The following is a 19,165-nucleotide window of genomic DNA, read 5'->3' as shown; positions in this document are numbered from 1 at the left end:
CATTCAGGTCAGAAGGCCAGGCCCAGGCTGAGGTTCCAGCGGATTTTGCCGTCGCGCTCCGCCTTGGCGAAGTCAAAGGCCAGCGGGGCCACGGGGCTCATCCAGCGCACCCCTACGCCGTTGGCGCGCTCCACCTGGAAGCCCTTCCAGCTCTGGCTGGCGTTGCCGGCGTCGGTGAACAACGCCAGATACCAGTCCGGCTTGATCGGGATTTGATACTCCAGGCTGCCGGTGGCCACCACGCGGCCGCCCAGCACCGAGCCGTTGGGGCCCGGCAGGCCCAGGCTCTGGTAATCGTAGCCGCGCACGCTGTTGGCGCCGCCGGCGCGGAACAGGATGGAGGACGGCACCGCATCCTTGTCGTTGGCCCACACTTGGCCCAATTCCAGCCGGCCGACGAAGGTGCCGTACTTGGGAAACGGCGACCAGTAAGCAACGGTGCGGGCGTAGCCGCGCACATAGGAGGTTGAGGACAGCGCGCTGCCGACCGTGCCGGAAAGCTGAAAGTCCAGCAAGACGCCGGAGCGCGGCCGCATCAGATCGTCCACCGCGCGCTGGGTCCAGCCGTAGACCAGCTGCAAGGCGCGGGTGTCCTTGTTGGACACGCCGCCGGCCTCCTCGCTTTCCATCAGGTACTGCAGGCCGAGGCGCGCCTCGATATTGCCGCGAGTACGGGTGCGCCAGCCGCCCACATCGCTGCTGCGGGTTTTCAGGCCCTGCACGTCGTCGGTCTTGAAAGCGCTGGTGATGGAGTGGGAATAGCCGTCGGACTGGCGCGGAAAGCCCAGACCCAACGACAGCGATTGCTGGTTTTTCTTCCAGTTGGTCACCAGCGAGCCGGTGTAGCCGCGGCGGAAGATATTGTAATGGTCGTAACCGACGCGCACGCCGGGGCCGTCGCCGGAGTCGTAGATCAAGCCCAGCTCCAGCTTCTGGCGCGGCATTTCGGTGACGTCCACTTCCACCGGCACCCGGTGGGTCTCCGGGTCGATACGGGCCATGTCGGCGCTGACCACCACATTGGAGAAATGCGGCGCCTGCTCCAGCGCCGACTGGTAATCAAAAATTTTCTGCAGCCGGTAGGCGGTGCCGGGGGAGAAATCCGCCAAGCCGGTGGCGATCTTTTCCGGATAACGCTTCATGCCTTTGACGGTGATGTCGCCGAACAGGATCACCGGGCCGCTGTCGATGTCCACCACCAGCTGCGCGCGGCGGGTGGCCGGATCGATTTCCGCCACGCTTTTGCTGATCTGCGCTCTGGGGAAGCGGTCGGCGGTGATCAGACGCATCACCGCGCGCTTGCTGCCGTCCCAGTCGGATTGCCGATAAGGTGCGCCCATCGGCAGAGACCAGGCCTCGAGCACCGCGGCGAAGCGTTGCTGGAAATCGCCTTCGTCGCGTATCGGCCCGTTCAGGCGGATGGTGACGTCGTCGATCAGCGTGGGTTGGCCGGGCTTGACCTCGATCACGTACTGCCGGGGGCTTTCTTCGCGCACATTGACACGCGCGTCGAAGTAACCCTCGGTCTCCAGCAGCTTGCGCGCATCCTCCGGGGTGCTCCGCACCAGTTCGGCCAGCAGCGTTTCGTCCATTTCTTCTTCCAGACGGCTGGTGACCAATTCCAGATTGTCTTGCAGCAAACCGGCCAGGCCGGAAGGCGCGTCGACGCGCACGCTGTAATCCAGCTTGGCCCAGGCGGGCGTCGCCGACAGCAATAAGATCAATGAAATGAGCAGGCGGGAGCTTGGCATGGTCCGATTCGTTTAGTGTCGAGGCCATGGTAACGAAACTTGCGGCGGCTGGCGAGAAGCGGCTGGGCGGCTTCAAAATCGCGCGGACAGGCCGGTGTTTTCTTAAACCAAAAGCTTAATTTATATTCAATTTAAATTTAGAAAACGGCGCGTAGGCATTCACTTTGCTCATCGCAAGCCGGCCACACGCGCCATTTAGGCGCAATGAGGTATGACTGGCCGCGCCGGCAATAGTTTTACCCTCAGCGGTTTTTATAGCGCCGGCTCAAAATGGTCGGGCGCATAAAAAAGGGCAAACCCGGAGGTTCGCCCTTTTCCTTGCCGAGCCGCGCTTACTTCTTGCGCTGCGGCGGCAAATCCGTGCAAGTGCCGTGCGCCACTTCCGCCGCCATGCCGATGGACTCGCCCATGGTGGGATGCGGGTGGATGGTCTTGCCGATATCGGTGGCGTCGCAGCCCATTTCAATGGCCAGGCACACTTCGCCTATCATGTCGCCAGCATGCGGACCGACGATGCCGCCGCCGATGATCTGGTGGCTTTCCGCGTCGAAGATCAGCTTGGTGAAGCCCTCGTCGCGGCCATTGGCGATGGCGCGGCCGGAGGCGGCCCACGGGAACACGCCCTTCTCGATCTTCAGGCCTTGCTTCTTGGCTTCGTCCTCGGTGACGCCGACCCAAGCCACTTCCGGATCGGTGTAAGCCACGCCCGGGATCACGCGCGCGTCGAAGTAGGACTTCTGGCCGGCGCAGTTTTCCGCCGCCACATGGCCTTCATGCACGCCCTTGTGCGCCAGCATCGGCTGGCCGACGATGTCGCCGATGGCGAAGATGTGCGGCACATTGGTGCGCTGCTGTTTGTCCACCGGGATGAAGCCGCGATCGGTCACCGCGATGCCGGCGTTCTCGGCGCCGATCAGCTTGCCGTTGGGCGCGCGGCCGGTGGCGTACAGCACCAGGTCGTAGCGTTGCGGTTCTTTCGGGGCTTGATCGCCTTCGAAAGTCACCCACACGCCGTCGTCCTTGGGTTCCACGGCCACGGTCTTGGTGTTCAGCATGATGTTGTCGAAACGATGGGCGTTCCACTTCTGCCAAACCTTGACCAGGTCGCGGTCCGCGCCCTGCATCAGGCCGTCCATCATTTCCACCACGTCCAGGCGCGCGCCCAGCGTGGAGTAGACGGTGCCCATTTCCAGGCCGATGATGCCGCCGCCGATGATCAGCATGCGGTTGGCCACGCCCTTCAGCTCCAGCGCGCCGGTGGAGTCCACCACGCGCGGATCGTCCGGAATGAACGGCAGCTTCACCACGCGGGAACCGGCGGCGATGATGGCGTTCTTGAATTTGACGATTTTCTTCTCGCCGCTCTCTTCGCGGCCCTTGCCGGTGGTGGCGGACACTTCGATGTGGTGCGGGTCGATGAAACGGCCGTTACCGCGCACGATCTCCACCTTGCGCGCCTTGGCCATGCCGGCGAGGCCGCCGGTCAGCTTGGCGATGACCTTTTCCTTGTAGCCGCGCAGCATGTCGATGTCCACTTCCGGCTTGCCGAACTTGATGCCGTTGGCGGCCAGATGGCTGACTTCGTCGATCACCGCCGCATTGTGCAGCAGCGCCTTGGACGGGATGCAGCCCACGTTCAGGCAGACGCCGCCCAGGGTGGAATAGCGCTCGACGATGACCACTTTCAGGCCCAGGTCGGCCGCGCGGAAGGCGGCGGAATAACCGCCGGGACCGCCGCCCAACACCATCACGTCGCATTCGATGTCGGCGCCGCCGCTATGGCTGGCGGCGACCGGAGCGGCCTGCGGCGCGAAGCCGGCCTGGGTGGTGGCGGACGCGACGCCGGTGGTTTCCACCGGCTTCACTTCAGCCGGAGCCGCGGCGGCTGCGCCGGCGGCTTCTACTATCACGATCACATCGCCTTCGGAGACTTTGCCACCCACGGCGACGCGCACTTCCTTGACGGTGCCGGCGGTTTCGGCCGGCACTTCCATCGTGGCCTTGTCGGTTTCCAGCGTGATCAGGCTGGCTTCTTTCGCGATCACGTCGCCCGGCTTGACGAAGACTTCGATCACGTCCACGTTGTTGTGGCCGCCGATGTCCGGGACTTTCAGTTCAATCAGATTGCTCATGGTTTTCCATCCGCAACGTAAGGCGGAAGCCCGGAGGCCTCCGCCGATATTCAGCAGAATCGTTCGCTTGAGCGGCGCGCTCCGGCTAGACCGGAGCGGCCGTTCTACTGGCGATTACAGAATCAGGCGGCGCACGTCGGACAGCAGCTTGCCCAGATGCACGGTGAAGCGCGCGGCGGCGGCGCCGTCGATCACGCGGTGATCGAAGGACAGCGACAGCGGGCACATCAGGCGCGGCGCGAATTCCTTACCGTTCCACACCGGCTTGATCTGCGATTTGCAGACGCCGAGGATGGCCACTTCCGGCGCGTTCACGATAGGCGTGAAGCTGGTGCCGCCAATGCCGCCCAGGCTGGAGATGGTGAAGGTCGCGCCCTGCATGTCGGTGGGCTTGAGCTTGCCTTCGCGGGCCAGCTTGGACAGGTCGGTCAGTTCCTGAGCGATCTGGCGCAGGCCCTTCTTATCCGCGTCCTTGATCACCGGCACCACCAGGCCGTTAGGCGTGTCGGCGGCGAAGCCGATGTGGTAATACTGCTTCAGCACCAGGTTGTCGCCATCCAGCGAGCTGTTGAAGGTCGGGAAGGCCTTCAGCGCTTCGGCGGCCGCCTTGATGATGAAGGCCAGCGGGCTGATCTTCAGGCCGGACTTTTCCCACTCCTTGCCCACGGTCTTGCGGAAGTCTTCCAGCTCGGTGATGTCGCACTCATCGTTGAAGGTTACGTGCGGGATCATCACCCAGTTGCGCGACAGATTGGCGCCGGAAATCTTCTGGATGCGGGACAGCGGCTTGGTTTCGATCGGGCCGAACTTGGCGAAATCGACTTTCGGCCACGGCAACAGATCCAGACCCGCGCCGGAACCCGCCGGCGCGGCGGCAGGGGCCAGCGAGGCCGGGTTCTGCATCACGCCCTTGACGAAGGCTTTGACGTCGTCTTCCGTGATGCGGCCCTTGCGGCCATTGCCCTTGACCTTGCCCAGATCCACGCCCAGTTCGCGCGCCAGACGGCGCACGGACGGACCGGCGTGGGCCTTGGAGAAGGCGATTTCGTCGATGGCGGCGGCCACGGCCGCGGCGACCGGTGCCACGGCGGGTGCGGTGGCTGCCGGGGCCGGTGCGGCCGGAGCTGCTGCCGGAGCCGGCGCGGCGGCTGCCGGGGCGGAGGCGGCTGCGACAGCGCCTTCCACCACCACGATCAGATCGCCTTCGCTGACCTTGTCGCCCACTTTCACTTTGACTTCCACCACGCGGCCGGCGGCGGAGGCCGGCACTTCCATGGTGGCCTTGTCGGTTTCCAGCGTGATCAGGCTGTCGTCGACGGCGATGTCATCGCCGACCTTGACGGTGACTTCAATCACGTCGACGCCATTGTGACCGCCAATGTCCGGCACGCGGATTTCACTGCGGCCGGAGGCCGCGGGCGCTGCGGCCGGAGCGGCTGCCGCTGGAGCCGGAGCCGCTGCAGGCGCGGCTGCGGGAGCCGGGGCTGCGGCCGCCGGGGCCGGCGCGGACGCGGCGGCGCCCACTTCCAGGATGGCGATCACGTCGCCTTCGGAAATCTTGCCGCCGACGACGGCTTTGACTTCCTTGATCACACCCGCGGTTTCCGCCGGCACTTCCATGGTGGCCTTGTCGGTTTCCAGCGTGATCAGGCTGTCGTCCACGGACACGGTCTGGCCCGGGACGATGAATACTTCGATGATGTCTACATTGCTGTGACCGCCGATGTCGGGCACTTTCAATTCGATCAGATTGCTCATGAGCTTTCCATTCGTAAGGCGGAAGCCCCTTTCGGGGCCTGCCGCCGGATATCCGCTACAGATTCGCTTGCCATGCAAAGGCGGAAGGCCCCGGCCTGAACCGGGGCTTCCGCTTTGCGATTACACTTTCCAGCTAGGCAGCTTGTCGGTCTTGATGCCGTACTTGGCGATCGCCTCGGCCACCTTGGATGCTTCGATCTTGCCGTCGCGCGCCAGAGCGGACAGCGCCGCCAGAGCCACGTGGTAGCGATCCACCTCGAAGAAGGAGCGCAGGTTGGCGCGGCTGTCGGAGCGACCGAAGCCGTCGGTGCCCAGCACCACGTAACGGCCCGGAACGTATTCGCGGATCTGATCGGCGTAGTTGCGGATGTAGTCGGTTGCGGCCACGACCGGACCTTGACGGCCGGACAGTTGCTGCGCCACGTAGGAGGCGCGCGCTTCGGCGGTCGGGTTCAGCAGGTTGTGACGCTCGGCTTCCATGCCGTCGCGGCGCAGCTGGTTGAAGGAGGTCACGCTCCAGATGTCGGCGCCGATGCCGAAATCAGCCTTCAGCAAGTCGGCCGCGGCCATCACTTCGCGCAGGATGGTGCCGGAGCCCATCAGCTGCACTTTAACCTTGGCGTCGCCGCCGTCCTGCAGCAGGTACATGCCCTTCAGGATGCCCTCTTCCGCGCCCGCCGGCATGGCCGGATGAACGTAGTTTTCGTTCATCAGGGTCAGGTAGTAGAAGACGTCTTCCTGCTCGGCGTACATGCGGCGCAGGCCGTCCTGCACAATCACCGCCAGCTCATAAGCGAAGGTCGGGTCGTAGCTGATGCAGTTCGGAATCAAGCCGGCCTGGATGTGGCTGTGACCGTCTTCGTGCTGCAGGCCCTCGCCGTTCAACGTGGTGCGGCCGGCGGTGCCGCCTAGCAGGAAACCGCGGGCGCGCATGTCGCCGGCGGCCCAGGCCAGATCGCCGATGCGCTGGAAGCCGAACATCGAGTAGTAGATGTAGAACGGAATCATCGGCTGGCTGCTGTTGGCGTAGCTGGTCGCCGCGGCGATCCAGTCGGCCATCGCGCCCGGCTCGTTGATGCCTTCCTGCAGAATCTGGCCGTCCTTGGATTCCTTGTAGAACATCAGCTGGTCATGATCCTGCGGCACGTAGTTCTGACCCTGGGTGGACCAGATGCCGTACTGGCGGAACATGCCTTCCATGCCGAAGGTACGGGATTCGTCCGGCACGATCGGAACCACGCGCTGACCAATGTTCTTGTCCTTCATGATGGTGCCCAGCATGCGGACGAAGGCCATCGTGGTGGAGAACTCGCGATCGCCGGACGCTTGCAGCTGCGCGTCGAACACGGACAGTTCCGGCGTTTGCAGCGGGGTGGTCACCGGCTTGCGCGCCGGCAGGTAGCCGCCCAGCGCTGCGCGGCGTTCACGCATGTACTTCATTTCCGGGCTGTCTTCGGCCGGCAGATAGTACGGCACGTTCGGCAGCTCTTCGTCGGACACCGGAATGCCGAAGCGATCGCGGAATTTGCGCAGCGAATCCAGATCCATTTTCTTGGCCTGGTGCGCGATATTCTTGGCTTCGCCGGACGCGCCCATGCCGTAACCCTTGATGGTCTTGGCCAGGATCACGGTCGGACGGCCGTTGGCGTTATTGGACGCCTCGTGGTAAGCGGCGTACACCTTGTGCGGATCATGGCCGCCGCGGTTCAGCGCCCAGATCTCGTCGTCGGACATATTGGCGACCATTTCGCGCAGCTCCGGGTATTTGCCGAAGAAGTGTTCGCGAACGTAAGCGCCGTCCTTGGATTTGAAGGTCTGGTAATCGCCGTCCACGCACTCGTCCATGCGCTTCTTCAGCAAGCCCTTGGTATCCATCGCCAGCAGCGGATCCCAACGCGAGCCCCAGATCACTTTCAGGACGTTCCAGCCGGAACCGCGGAAATCGCCTTCCAGTTCCTGGATGATCTTGCCGTTGCCGCGCACCGGGCCGTCCAGACGCTGCAGGTTGCAGTTGATCACGAAGATCAGGTTGTCCAGGCCTTCACGGGACGCCATCGAAATCGCGCCCAGGGATTCCGGCTCGTCCATCTCGCCGTCGCCGCAGAAACACCACACTTTGCGACCCGGAGTCTTGGCCAGACCGCGGCTTTCCAGATACTTGAGGAAGCGGGCCTGGTAGATGGCCATCAAGGGGCCCAGGCCCATCGAGACGGTCGGAAACTGCCAGAAGTCCTTCATCAGCCACGGGTGCGGGTAAGAGGACAGACCGTTGCCGTCCACTTCCTGACGGAAGCTGTCCAGCTGCTCCGCGGATAGGCGGCCTTCCATGAAGGCGCGTGCGTACACGCCCGGGGAAATATGGCCCTGGAAGTAGATCAGATCGCCGTCTTGCTCATCGTTCTGAGCGCGCCAGAAATGGTTGAAACCCACATCGTACAGAGTGGCGGAGGATTGGAAGGAGGCGATGTGGCCGCCCAGCTCCAAGTCCTTCTTGCCGGCGCGCAGCACCAAAGCGGCGGCGTTCCAGCGATTGATCGAGCGAATGCGGTGCTCCAGCTCGTGGTTGCCCGGCGACTTGGCTTCTTTGCCGAGCGGAATGCTGTTCTGGTATGCGGTGGTGGCGTCAAACGGCAGATGGGCGCCGCGGCGGCGGGTGCGCTCGACCAGTTTCTCCAACAGGTAATGCGCGCGCTCCGGGCCTTCGGCGTCCAGCACCGACTCCAGCGCTTCAGTCCATTCCTGGGTTTCCAACGGATCGATATCGTCAGGGAAAGTTGCAGCCATCTCTGGTCCTCACAGCAAGGTGGATCGGGGGCCGTATGTAGCACTGCGCGGCCCCGCGTTATTGCAATTGGCTCGGATTCGAACCAATTTATTAGCTTCAGATTATAAACGAACGCAATCGCAAATAAAAATGTTCATTTACGAAAAGAGCGCCGTGTCTTGAGCAAGTGTACGTCTTCCCGCTTTCACAAAGGAATAGGTCAAGCGTACTAACGCTTGTTTAAGGGCGTAAAACAGCGGTTATTGCGCCGCACCATGTTGTTTTTTTGCGATTTGCTGTCGTAAATTGAAACATTCGTTTCAGTTGCGCGCTTACTTCTTCCTCTCGTCCCTGACCAGCCTATCCAGTTCGCGGATGCGCGCTTCGATTGAGGAGCGCAGGTAAAAGTCGTCTCCCTTGGCCTTGCTGGCCAGTTGGAATTGCTCCATCGCCGGCTGATAACGCTGTTCATAATAGAAGGCGTTGCCCAGCGCCGCGTGATAACGCAACGGATCGCGGTCGGCGTACAAACTGGCCTGGCGCCGATACAGGCCCGCGTTGTCCGGATGACGGCTCAACTGAGTCTTGATCAGACTCAGCGCCCCCTGGCTGTCCCCGCTGGCGACGGCGACGTCGATGTCCAGCAGTTGCAGCGACAAGCTCTGCGGGAAACGGGCCAAAGCGGCGCGCACGGCGTTGCGGGCGGCGGGCCAGTCCTTGCGTTCGCGCTCTATCGCCACCTCCAGCCCCCTCAGCATCGGGTGATCCGGCAGCTTGGTCCGCGCCTTGGCCAGCGCCTGACGCGCGCCGGCGATATCGCGCTGGCGCAGCTTGACCTGAGCCAAGCCATACCACTGCGCGCCCTCGTTCAGATACAGGCCGCGGTCCAACGACGCCTCGTAGTGGCGCAGCCCCTCGTCCGGCGTCAGCGTCGCGGCGCGCAGCTTCTCCCGCACCAGCAGGTAGTCGATGCTGTCCGCGCGCATCTTCACCGGGTAATCCAAGGCGCGGTTTTCCGCTTCGCTGATGCGCTCCAGCGTCACCGGGTGGGTTCGCAGAAAGGCCAGCGCCGCATTGTCGCTGTAACGCTCGTTCTGCTGCAGCCGCTGGAAAAAGGCCGGCATGCTGCGCACGTCGAAACCGGCCTGGCTCATATACTGCATGCCGACACGGTCGGCTTCGCGTTCGAAATCGCGCGAAAACGCCAGCTGATTGGAAATCGACAGGCCCATGCCGGCGGAAACCACGCCCATCGCGCCCTGGCCGCTGCCGGCCTTTGCCGCCAGCGCCGCGGCGATGATGGTGCCCAATAATAGCAAGGGGCTGGTGGCGCTGCTGGCCGCCTTCATCCGCGCAATGTGGCGCTGGGCGACGTGGGCGGTTTCATGCCCCAGCACCGAGGCGAGTTCGCCTTCGCTCTGGGTCGCCAGCAACAGGCCGATATTGATGCCGATATAGCCGCCTGGCATGGCAAAGGCGTTGATGCCGCTGTCGTTGACACAGAAATAGGTGAAACTGACGCCGGGCAGCTTGACGCCGCTGGAGAGCCGGCCGCCGATGTCGTTGAGGTAATCGTTGACTTCCTGATCGTCGACGATGTCTCCCGCCTCCAACATCGCGCGCCAGGCCTGCCGGCCAATGCGGCTTTCATCCGCCAGCGTTAGCGAGGCGTCCGACACCTCGCCCAGATCGGGCAAATCGGCATAACTGACGGACGGGTGCAACAAGCTCAGCGCCAGCACGCCGGCCAGCAAGGTCTGTTTGGTCATCCGGCTATGATAGCCATGATCCGCCCCAAGTTGCATGAGGCGACGCAACATCAACTGTCAAAGAGTATGAGCTTCCCCGCCTCCCCGCCGCGGCGCGGCCAGCGCTTCCCAGGCCGCTTGCGCGCTCAAATGCACGCGGCCGGCAAAGCCGGCCAGCAGGCCGCCGCTCTCCATGCGCTGCGTCACCGGCCCCTTGATCTCGGCCAGATGCAGCGTCACGCCGCGCGCCGCCAGCTCGGCGTCCAGCCGCGCCAGCATCAGCAAGGCGCTGGTATCCACGCGATTGACCGCGCTCATGATCAACACCAGCCGTGTCGCTCCCGCCTGGGCGGCCAGCCGACGCAACACCTCGCCCCGCACCTGGCGGGCGTTGCCGAAAAACAGGCTCTCGTCCACGCGCAAAAACAGCGCGCCGGGCAGGCTCTCGACGGCAAAGCGCAGCCGGTTGCGAAAATGATGGCTGCCCGGCAGCCGGCCCAGCTCGGCGATATGCGGCCGGCTGCTGCGCCACAACATGGCGGCCAGCGACATCAGCACGCCGGCAACAATGCCGGAGTCCACTCCCAGCCACAGCACCAGAATGAAAGTCAGCGCGAAGGCCGCCGCGTCGGCGCGGTCGATTCGCCAGGCCAGCCTCAGGCTGTCGAAACGTATCATGGCGCTGACCGATGCGATGATCATCGCCGCCAGCACCGCCAGCGGCAGCAAGGCCAGCGCGCCGGCGGCGAAGCTGGCCAAGAGCATGATGCCCAGGGCGGCCACCACCGAGGCCAGTTGAGTCTGGGCGCCGGCCTCCGCGTTGACCATGGAACGCGTGAGTCCGCCGGTGACCGGAAAACCGCCGGACAGCCCGGCGCCGATATTGCACAGACCCAGCGCCAGCAGCTCCCGGTCCGGATCCACTTCATCTCCGCGGCGCTGCGCCAGCGCCTGGGCCACCGCCAGGCTCTGCACGTAATTGATCAAAGCGATGAAAAAGGCCGGCAGCGCCAACTGCGACCACTGATCCAAACTCAAGCCCGGCCAAGTCGGGGCCGGCAGACCCGGCGGAATCTCACCCACCACCGGCAAGGTGGATCGCAGACCCAGGCCTGCCACCAGCGCCATGCCCAACAACACCGCCAGCAGCGGCGCCAAACGCAGCCAAAGCTGCCGCGACGGCCCGCCCAGGCCGCAGCGGCGCAACAACGGCTCGCCCAACCAACGCGCCAACAACAGCATGGCCAGCGCCGCAGCGCCAAACAGCAGCGCCAACGGGTTAAGCCCGTCCACCGCCTTCCACAGCCCGGCCAACAGTTGCGGCAAGGATGCGCCGCCGGCCTGCACGCCCAGCAAGGGGCCCAATTGCGACAGCACAATCAGCAAGGCCGACGCCGAAGTGAAGGCCGCCAGCACCGGCTCGGACAATAGATCGGCGATAAAACCCAGCCGCAGCAGGCCAAGCGCCGCCAACATCGCCCCGGACAACAGCGCCAGACCGATGGCCAGCGCCAGATAATCGCCCGAGCCCGGTTCGGCCAACCGCGTCAGCGTGGCCGCCACCAATAAGGAAGTCATCGCCATCGGCCCCACCGACTGCGCGTGGCTGCGCCCGGCCAATGCGTAAATCAGCAAGGGGGCGATGCTGGCGTACAGGCCCGCCTGCGCCGGCAAGCCGGCCACCAGCGCATAAGCCAGACCTTGCGGCGCCAGCAACAAGGTCACCACCAGTCCCGCGCCCAGGTCCCCCGGCAAATAGGCGCGCCGATAGCCGCGCAGCCAGCCCGGCAGCCCAAACCTCATCCGCGCCGCTCCCATCGTCCGGCCAGCCACAGGCCGGCCGCCATCGCCGGCAAAAACCAAGCGCTCTGCGGCAACGCCATGCCGCCCAACAGCAAGGCCGGTCCCGGACAGATGCCGGCCAATCCCCAACCAACGCCAAACAAGAGGCTGCCGCCGATTAAGCGGCGCGTCAGCGGCGTCTTGGCCGGCAATTGCGTCGGCTCGCCCAGCAAGGCGCGCGGGCGGCGCTCGGCCAGACGGAACGCCGGCCAGGCCATGGCGACGGCTCCGGCCATCACCAGCGCCAAGCTGGGATCCCAGGCGCCGCCCAGATCCAGAAAAGCCAATACCTTGGCTGGATTACCCATGCCGGACAACAACAAGCCCAGGCCGAACAACAGGCCCGCGCCCGCCATAGACAATAAGCGTTTCCACTCCGCCGTCATCTTCATGCACCCCAATGTCCGAGCACCGCCGCCGTAACGAAACCGGCAAGCATGAAAGCCGCCGTCGCCGCCAGCGAACGAGGCGACTGCCGCGCCAGACCGCAAACACCGTGGCCGCTGGTGCAGCCGGAGCCTAAGCGCGCGCCGATGCCCACCAACAAGCCGGCAACCAACAAGCGCACGCCGCCGGCTTCCACGCTGACAGCGGGCCATTCCCCAACGCCCAGACGCCACAAGGCCGGCGCCGCCATCAAGCCCAAGAGAAAAACCAGCCGCGCGCGCCAGTCCGCGCGCCCATCCAACAGGCCGGCCGCCATGCCGCTGATGCCGGCGATGCGCCCATGCAGCAAGACCAGCCAGCCCGCCGCCCCTCCGATCAATACCCCGCCCAATAAAGCAGGCCACGGCGTGAAGGCCGCCCAATCCACCGTCATCGCGCCTCTCCCTCGGGCCGGTCTGAGCAAAACAGCGCGTGCAAGGCGTTCAGCAAAGCCAAGGCGTCAGCGCTGGCCACGCTGTAATAAACCCATTTGCCTTCGCGCCGGGTCGCCACCAGGCCTTCATTGCGCAACACACCCAACTGCTGCGACAAGGAGGGCTGTCGGATGCCGGTCAAACGCTCCAGTTCCGACACCGACTTTTCCCCGTCCACCAGTTGGCACAGCAACAGCAGCCTGTCCTCGTTGGCCAGGCCCTTCAACAACAAGGCGGCGCGGCCGGCATTGGCGCGCAGCATGTTCAAATCCATATTCGTTCTCCCGCCGCCGGCATCCGGCGTCGCAAACATTATGTTTTATAATATAATGTAAATCAACTAACTGTTACCGCCGCGCCACACGGCCCACGCGCCGCCACATGGCCTATCAGTCACCATCGCGCTGGGAAAAACTGTTGTAGACTCAAGGCCATGAACCTATTTCCAGCCGCGGCGCCGGCCCGGCCATCCAGCGCCATGTCCTCGACTCGACTCCCGCCCGCCCCCAGACAACTGGTGCACGAACGCGGCATTCCCGCCTTCGGCGTATATCAGGGCATCATTGACCGGCTGGACTGGCGCGCGCTGAAAACCACGCCCTATCAACGGCTGACACGCCGGCTGCACCACAAACGCTGGCAATACGCGGCCATCGCCCATCCGGCCTTTTTCATCGGCGTCGCCATCGTCGACGTCGGCTGGACCGGCACCGCCTTCGCCTATCTGTTCGACCGCAAGAGCGGCGAGGTCATCGCCGCCGCCAGCGCCAACGGCCTGCCGGGTTTCTCCACGCAAATAGAAGACCGCGCCTTCGGCGACGCCGCCTTCCAGGCCGGCCGCTGCCGCCTGAGTTTTCGCCGCGACGGCGAACGGCTGGAGCTGGCGGTGGACTCCCCTCAGTTGAAAGTGGCCGCGCATATCCAATTGGCCGACATGCCGCCGGTACTGGCGGTGATTGCGCCGGCCAACTGGCTGGCCCATTCCACCCATAAAAGCGGCGGCCTCAGAATCAGCGGCTTCGCCGACTGCCAAGACCGGCGCTATTCCCTGGACGGAGCGGTAGCGTCGCTGGACTACTCCAACGGCCTGCTGGCGCGGGAAACCCGCTGGCGCTGGGCCAGTGCGCATTCTCTGGAACTGGGTTTCAATCTGCAGCAAGGCTATATGGGCGACACCGAGAACGCCGCCTGGTTGCGAAGCAAGCTGATCCGGCTGGGACCCGTAAGCTTCGATTACCAACCGGACGACCCGCTGCAAGGCTGGCGCATACGCAGCGACAACGGCTTGCTGGACCTGAACTTCGCCCCGGAGGGCGCGCGGCGCGAAGACAAGAACCTGCTGATCGCCGCCAGCCGCTATGTGCAGCCCATCGGCCGCTTCAACGGCCAGATCCAGGATCCGGACAGCGGCGCCGTCCATGTGGTAAGCGACTTGCTGGGCGTGACCGAGGACCATCTGTCGCGTTGGTGAACGTAGCCCGCTCGATGCGGCACGCCTACCGCCTTTCGCCGCCATTAACTGGAGTTCATCGCAATTCTCTGCCGTAACCAGGGAAATCCCTAGTTTGCAAAAACACAAGACCAGCTGGAACAACAGTGGTAGGATGCGCCCGCAACCGAGTATTCTCTCTAAACCGCCAAACCTAACAAACCTTCAGAGCCTGTCCATGATCCTTTTGCGTCCGTGCTCCAGAACGCTCATGAACAGACTCTCAGTAGAAGATTGCCATCATGAATAGATTAAGCGCTCTGCTCGAACACAATCGCCAGTTCGTGGAAAACCGCGAATACGAGCAATTCAAGACCGACAAGTTTCCCGGCAAGGGTCTCGCCATCCTGGCCTGTATGGACGCGCGGATGGTGGAACTGCTGCCCAAGGCCATGGGCCTGAAGAACGGCGACGCCAAGCTGATCAAGAACGCCGGCGCGCTGATCACCCATCCGTGGGGATCGGTGATGCGCAGCCTGATCATGGCGGTGTACGAACTGCGCGCCGACGAGATTTGCGTGGTCGCCCACCGCGACTGCGGCATGCGCGCGGTCGACCCGCAGCGCGTGCTGGACCACGCGCTGGAACGCGGCGTATCGGAAGACACCATCGCCACGCTGCGCGCGGCCGGCATTGACCTGGACGGTTGGCTGAAAGGCTTCGACAACGTGTCCGACAGCGTGCGTCACACCGTGCAGACCATCCGCAACCATCCCTTGATGCCGAAGGACGTACCGGTGCACGGCATGGTGATCCACCCGTCCACCGGCCGGCTGGAAGTCATCGTCGACGGCTACCAGAACGACGACGCGCAGGAGTAAACCTGTGCGCCTGGGCCTGTTCGGCGGCACCTTCGATCCCATCCATAACGCCCATCTGCGCATGGCCGACGCCTTCGCCGCGGAGCTGGCGCTGGACCAGGTCAGGCTGATTCCGGCCGGCCGGCCTTATCATCGCAGTCAGGGGCCGTGCGCCGCGCCGGCGCAGCGCCTCGCCATGACGGAGCTGGCGGTGGCGAACCACCCGAGGCTGACGGTGGACGAGCGCGAAGTGCGTCGCCCCGGAGCCGCCTACACCATAAACACGCTGGAAGAGCTGCGCGCCGAACTGGGTCCGGACGCCGAACTATGGTTTTTGATCGGCGGCGACTCGCTTGCCACGCTGCACACCTGGAAGCGCTGGGACGAACTGTTGCGTTTCGCCAACCTGGCCGTGGCCCTGCGCCCCGGCTTCGATCCGGCCGGGCTGTCCACGCCGGTGCAAGCCTTGTGGCGCGCCCGGCAAGTCTCTGATTTTTCAAATCGAACCGCATCCGGTACAATCCGCCCCTTGGCCTTGCCGCCGGTGGACATCGCGGCCACCGACATCCGCCAGCGCCTGGCGCGCGGCGACGCGGTGGACGATGTGCTGCCGCCCGCGGTGCTGGCCTATATCCGCCAACACCGGCTATACCAGACAGTGTAGCCGCCGTGTCCGGCCACTTTCCGCCAGGCCGTCAGCAGACGGCCGGCTGCGATTCACTTTAATAAAGCAATACGGCAGGCCTGCCGGCCGCGCTTCGCGCGCCGGCCCCGCCCGTCATTTTGCGGCAGCTTCGCGCCGGCCCCGGCCAACGCGAACCCCGCACAGGAAAAGGACATTATGGAAGTGCAAGACATTGCCAAGCTGGCGATCGAAGCCCTGGAAGACGTCAAGGGCAAGGACATCATCGAACTGGACACCAGCAAGCTGACCTCGCTGTTCCAATGCATGATCGTGGCCACCGGCGACTCCAACCGCCAGGTCAAGGCGCTGGCCAACAGCGTGCACGTCAAGCTGAAGGAAGCCGGCGTGGACATCGTCGGCAGCGAAGGCCATGAAAGCGGCGAATGGGTGCTGGTGGACGCCGGCGACGTGGTCGTGCACGTGATGCTGCCCGCCGTGCGCGACTACTACGACATCGAAGCGTTGTGGGGCGGCCAGAAGCCCAGCTTCCTGCCGGCCGGCGGCCGTCCGTGGTCGGCCACCTGATCCGGCTGCGCTAAGAACGTGTTTACGATCTCGCGAGCAAGAGCGAGACAAGGCGAAACGGCTGAGAAAGCGGAATGGTCAAGTGGTACATGAGCATTTCGAGGGCGGTTTCAACGCCGTACCGCCAACGCGTGGCAGATCGTAAACAGGTTCTAAGCCGCTCATCGAAACGGGGACGCAAGTCCCCGTTTGCGTTTACTCCCCTGGCTCACTCACGATGAAAATCACTATTCTCGCCGTCGGCACCAAGATGCCGCGTTGGGTCGACGAGGCTTACGGCGATTACGCCAAGCGCTTTGGCCGCGACATCACGCTGGAACTGAAGGAAATCAAACCTGAGAAACGGGGCGGCGGCGTCACCGCCGAAAAAGGCATCGCCGCCGAGCACGAACGCTTGCTCGCCGCCATTCCTCCGCGCGCAAGGCTGGTGGTGATGGACGAGCGCGGCAAGAACTGGACGTCGGTGCGGTTGGCCGAAGGCCTGAAGGAATGGATGGCCGGCGGCGACGACGTGGCCTTCATCATCGGCGGCGCCGACGGCCTGGCGGCGGAATTGAAGCAGCGCGCCGACGTGCTGCTGCAACTATCGGCGATGACGCTGCCGCACGGGATGGTGCGGGTGATGCTGGCCGAGCAGATATATCGCGCCTACTCCATTCTCAACAACCACCCCTATCACCGCGAATAAGAACCGGCTCACAGCCGGATCAAGCCGGCTGCGACGGTTGCGCCGCCGTCGGCGGCAAGGGCGGCGGCGTTAGCCCGGCCCACTCCACCGTCACCGTATCGTCGCGCAAAGGCAGCGCAGAGTCCTCTGCGCGCGCCAAACTGGCCAGCCAGTTTTCATTGCCTGAGAAAATCATGACAGCTTCCTCCAGCCCTCATGTTGCAAACGCCGCTCAACCGCGGTGGCGGAACGTCGGCAGGCCACCACAGGGATGCCCAGCGCGTAAGCGCTGTCCCGGTAATTGCGCATCACATTGTGCCCCAGAAAATCGGTGAGCAGGATCAATAGATCCGGCTTGCCCGGCAACGGCGCCTTGCGCTGATGCGCGACGTTGCGCCCGCAAATATGGCGAGCGATCCGGATATCGTAGCTTTGCAGAACCGCCGGAATGTTCCCCAGGCTGTCCGCGCCTATCAACAGGGCGTTCATCGGCCACCTCCTCTCAGCGCGGCGCGGGACGCGCCTTGACATGCCCCTACTCTAAGCCGGCGTAATAGCGCAGTAAAGATATATAAAATTAGTTTTTTATTTCCAAAAAGTATATAAATGCCGCAACGCCCCCGCCACGCCTCTTCCTTGGGCGATAAACCGGCAAGTCTTTGAAATTTCGGCGCAAAGCAAGGCTCTCTCGTTACAGCGGCGGCCGACGCCCAACCCTGTCGCCCCGTCCTTAGTTTCAAGCAAGACTATCGACAGAAAAACCGAAACCCGCTACGCTCCGCGCCCTCGGCACCTCCGCCCAACCTATTGATCTGTATATACAAATGAACGCAGTTCTTCTGGCCGTCATCGTCATGCTCGGGCTGGCGCTGTTGCGCACCCACGTCGTTATCAGCCTGCTGCTCGGCGCCTTGATCGGCGGCCTCAGCGGCGGCCTGTCCCTGTCCCGCACCCTGGAAGCCTTCAATAACGGCATCACCGGCGGCGCCTCGGTAGCCTTGTCCTACGCCCTGCTGGGCGCCTTCGCGCTGGCCATCGCCAAATCCGGCCTGCCGCACGCCATGGCGGATCTGGCGGTCAAGCGGCTGGAGCGCGATAGCGGCCAGAGCCGCTTGAAATGGGCGCTGATCCTGTTGCTGGCACTGGTCAGCGTCGCCAGCCAGAATCTGGTGCCCATCCACATCGCCTTCATTCCCTTGCTAGTGCCGCCGCTGCTCTATGTGATGGCGCGGCTGCATCTGGACCGCCGCCTGGTCGCCTGCGTGATCACCTTCGGCCTGGTCACGCCCTACATGGTGTTTCCCGTGGGCTTCGGCGACATCTTTCTGAAGCAGATCCTGCTCGGCAACATCGCCAAATCTGGCATGGATGTGCGCGGCCTCAATGTGATGCACGCGATGGCGATTCCGGCGCTGGGCATGGTGGCCGGCCTGCTGTGGGCGGTGCTGGTCAGCTACCGCAAACCGCGCCAGTACGCCCTGGGCAAGATAGAAAACGTCGAACGCACCCGCGCCAAGGTCAGCCGCAAGTCGCTGGCCACCGCCTTGCTGGCGATCATGCTGGCCTTCGCGGTGCAGCTGTACACTGATTCGATGATCATGGGCGCGCTGGCGGGCTTCCTGCTATTCCTCGCCACCGGCGTGGTGAAATGGAAGGACGCGGACGGTCTGTTCAACGAAGGCATGAAGATGATGGCGATGATAGGTTTCACCATGATCACCGCCCAAGGCTTCGCCGAGGTGCTGAAGGCCACCGGCCAGGTAAGCGCGCTGGTGACCGCCAGCGCCGGCCTGTTCGCCGGCAATCAGGGCGTGGCCGCCTTCGCCATGCTGCTGGTTGGCCTGGTGGTGACCCTGGGCATAGGCTCTTCCTTTTCCACCGTGCCCATTCTCACCGCCATCTATGTTCCGCTGTGCATGCACTTGGGCTTCTCGCCGCTGGCCACGGTGGCCATCATCGGCACCGCCGGCGCGTTGGGCGATGCCGGCTCGCCGGCTTCGGACTCCACGCTGGGACCGACTTCAGGCCTGAACGTGGACGGCCAGCACGACCATATCCGCGACACCGTGCTGCCCACCTTCCTGCACTACAACCTGCCGGTGCTGGCAGCCGGCTGGATTGCGGCGATGGTGTTGTAGAATGGC

At 64.0% G+C, this 19,165-nt stretch carries 17 protein-coding genes; 6 read left to right on the top strand and 11 right to left on the bottom strand.

The features are described from left to right. Positions 1–8 precede the first annotated feature (8 nt). The 9 genes from BR71_RS10605 to BR71_RS10565 all read right to left on the bottom strand — a co-directional run bounded on the left by BR71_RS10605 (position 9) and on the right by BR71_RS10565 (position 13,129). Entirely contained in the window at positions 9–1,751 is a 1,743-nt protein-coding gene (locus tag BR71_RS10605) for an autotransporter assembly complex protein TamA (protein ID WP_043589456.1), read from the bottom strand. Between the two features lie 332 nt (positions 1,752–2,083). Then, entirely contained in the window at positions 2,084–3,883 is a 1,800-nt protein-coding gene (lpdA, locus tag BR71_RS10600) for a dihydrolipoyl dehydrogenase (RefSeq protein ID WP_043636766.1), read from the bottom strand. Between the two features lie 114 nt (positions 3,884–3,997). Beyond that, positions 3,998–5,641, bottom strand: coding sequence for a dihydrolipoyllysine-residue acetyltransferase (aceF, locus tag BR71_RS10595; protein WP_043636764.1), 1,644 nt, complete (start codon positions 5,639–5,641; stop codon positions 3,998–4,000). A gap of 120 nt (positions 5,642–5,761) precedes the next feature. Beyond that, on the bottom strand, positions 5,762–8,425 hold the full coding sequence (aceE, locus tag BR71_RS10590; protein ID WP_043589451.1) for a pyruvate dehydrogenase (acetyl-transferring), homodimeric type: 2,664 nt from the start codon (positions 8,423–8,425) through the stop codon (positions 5,762–5,764). Between the two features lie 312 nt (positions 8,426–8,737). Continuing rightward, complete coding sequence (locus tag BR71_RS10585) at positions 8,738–10,174, bottom strand: M48 family metalloprotease (RefSeq protein WP_043636758.1); 1,437 nt, start codon at positions 10,172–10,174, stop codon at positions 8,738–8,740. A gap of 57 nt (positions 10,175–10,231) precedes the next feature. Next, positions 10,232–11,956, bottom strand: a complete 1,725-nt coding sequence (locus BR71_RS10580) for a SulP family inorganic anion transporter (protein WP_043636755.1) — start codon at positions 11,954–11,956, stop codon at positions 10,232–10,234. Then, entirely contained in the window at positions 11,953–12,387 is a 435-nt protein-coding gene (locus BR71_RS10575) for a DUF6691 family protein (RefSeq protein ID WP_232060448.1), read from the bottom strand. Before BR71_RS10575 ends, BR71_RS10580 begins: the two co-directional genes overlap by 4 nt. Next, complete coding sequence (locus tag BR71_RS10570) at positions 12,384–12,815, bottom strand: YeeE/YedE family protein (protein WP_043636752.1); 432 nt, start codon at positions 12,813–12,815, stop codon at positions 12,384–12,386. Before BR71_RS10570 ends, BR71_RS10575 begins: the two co-directional genes overlap by 4 nt. Further along, on the bottom strand, positions 12,812–13,129 hold the full coding sequence (locus BR71_RS10565; protein ID WP_043636749.1) for an ArsR/SmtB family transcription factor: 318 nt from the start codon (positions 13,127–13,129) through the stop codon (positions 12,812–12,814). The genes BR71_RS10570 and BR71_RS10565 overlap by 4 nt, the downstream gene beginning before the upstream one ends. Positions 13,130–13,288: 159 nt before the next feature. Here BR71_RS10565 and BR71_RS10560 point away from each other — a divergent pair, with 159 nt between their 5' ends. The 5 genes from BR71_RS10560 to rlmH all read left to right on the top strand — a co-directional run bounded on the left by BR71_RS10560 (position 13,289) and on the right by rlmH (position 17,042). Next, entirely contained in the window at positions 13,289–14,326 is a 1,038-nt protein-coding gene (locus BR71_RS10560; RefSeq protein ID WP_208854862.1) for a DUF2804 domain-containing protein, read from the top strand. Between the two features lie 260 nt (positions 14,327–14,586). After that, positions 14,587–15,165 carry a beta-class carbonic anhydrase gene (locus tag BR71_RS10555; protein ID WP_043636746.1) on the top strand — a complete coding sequence of 193 codons (579 nt, stop codon included), beginning with the start codon at positions 14,587–14,589 and terminating at the stop codon, positions 15,163–15,165. Positions 15,166–15,169: 4 nt separating this feature from the next. Continuing rightward, on the top strand, positions 15,170–15,808 hold the full coding sequence (gene nadD / locus BR71_RS10550; protein ID WP_043636744.1) for a nicotinate-nucleotide adenylyltransferase: 639 nt from the start codon (positions 15,170–15,172) through the stop codon (positions 15,806–15,808). Positions 15,809–15,985: 177 nt separating this feature from the next. Then, positions 15,986–16,354, top strand: a complete 369-nt coding sequence (gene rsfS / locus BR71_RS10545) for a ribosome silencing factor (RefSeq protein ID WP_019101317.1) — start codon at positions 15,986–15,988, stop codon at positions 16,352–16,354. Positions 16,355–16,571: 217 nt separating this feature from the next. Beyond that, on the top strand, positions 16,572–17,042 hold the full coding sequence (gene rlmH, locus BR71_RS10540) for a 23S rRNA (pseudouridine(1915)-N(3))-methyltransferase RlmH (RefSeq protein ID WP_019101316.1): 471 nt from the start codon (positions 16,572–16,574) through the stop codon (positions 17,040–17,042). A 19-nt stretch (positions 17,043–17,061) separates the two neighbouring features. Here rlmH and BR71_RS24140 read toward each other — a convergent pair whose 3' ends face one another. Beyond that, on the bottom strand, positions 17,062–17,217 hold the full coding sequence (locus BR71_RS24140; RefSeq protein ID WP_019101315.1) for a hypothetical protein: 156 nt from the start codon (positions 17,215–17,217) through the stop codon (positions 17,062–17,064). Continuing rightward, positions 17,214–17,510 (bottom strand): DUF2325 domain-containing protein, encoded by a 297-nt coding sequence (locus BR71_RS10535; protein WP_043636742.1) that lies wholly within the window; start codon positions 17,508–17,510, stop codon positions 17,214–17,216. Before BR71_RS10535 ends, BR71_RS24140 begins: the two co-directional genes overlap by 4 nt. A 335-nt stretch (positions 17,511–17,845) precedes the next feature. Between BR71_RS10535 and BR71_RS10530 the strand changes: the two genes are divergently transcribed. Continuing rightward, positions 17,846–19,159, top strand: a complete 1,314-nt coding sequence (locus BR71_RS10530; RefSeq protein WP_043636740.1) for a Na+/H+ antiporter family protein — start codon at positions 17,846–17,848, stop codon at positions 19,157–19,159. Positions 19,160–19,165 lie beyond the last annotated feature (6 nt).

This window comes from Chromobacterium haemolyticum DSM 19808 (genome assembly GCF_000711885.1).
Classification (GTDB): Bacteria; Pseudomonadota; Gammaproteobacteria; order Burkholderiales; family Chromobacteriaceae; genus Chromobacterium; species Chromobacterium haemolyticum.
The sequence above is the reverse complement of the archived record's forward strand: the minus strand, read 5'-3'. Positions and strand labels throughout refer to the sequence as shown.